The 216-nt window shown below is 64.8% G+C and carries 1 protein-coding gene; it reads left to right on the top strand.

Translation table 11 applies throughout. The features are described 5' to 3' along the window. The coding region (locus BN358_RS26805; protein WP_198018469.1) for a hypothetical protein at window positions 1-216 on the top strand (216 nt) is incomplete at both ends.

The following is a 216-nucleotide window of genomic DNA, read 5'->3' as shown; positions in this document are numbered from 1 at the left end:
CGGAGGTCTCCAAGGCGCTCACGGGCACCTGCGCGATGGGTGACTCCGGCCCCACGATCATGCTGGCCGACAACAACAACGAGTTCTACGGCAAGGTGGAGGCCACCTTGGTGCTCGACGCGGCGAAGAAGAGCCTCGTCGGTGTGACGGTCAACTTCGCCGAGGACTCCGAGGGCTTCGCCTGGGAGCTGACCTACTCCTCCTCGGAGACGGTCA

The organism is Sedimentibacter sp. B4, assembly GCF_000309315.1.
GTDB classification, from domain to species: Bacteria; Bacillota; Clostridia; order Tissierellales; family Sedimentibacteraceae; genus Sedimentibacter; species Sedimentibacter saalensis.
The sequence above is the reverse complement of the archived record's forward strand: the minus strand, read 5'-3'. Positions and strand labels throughout refer to the sequence as shown.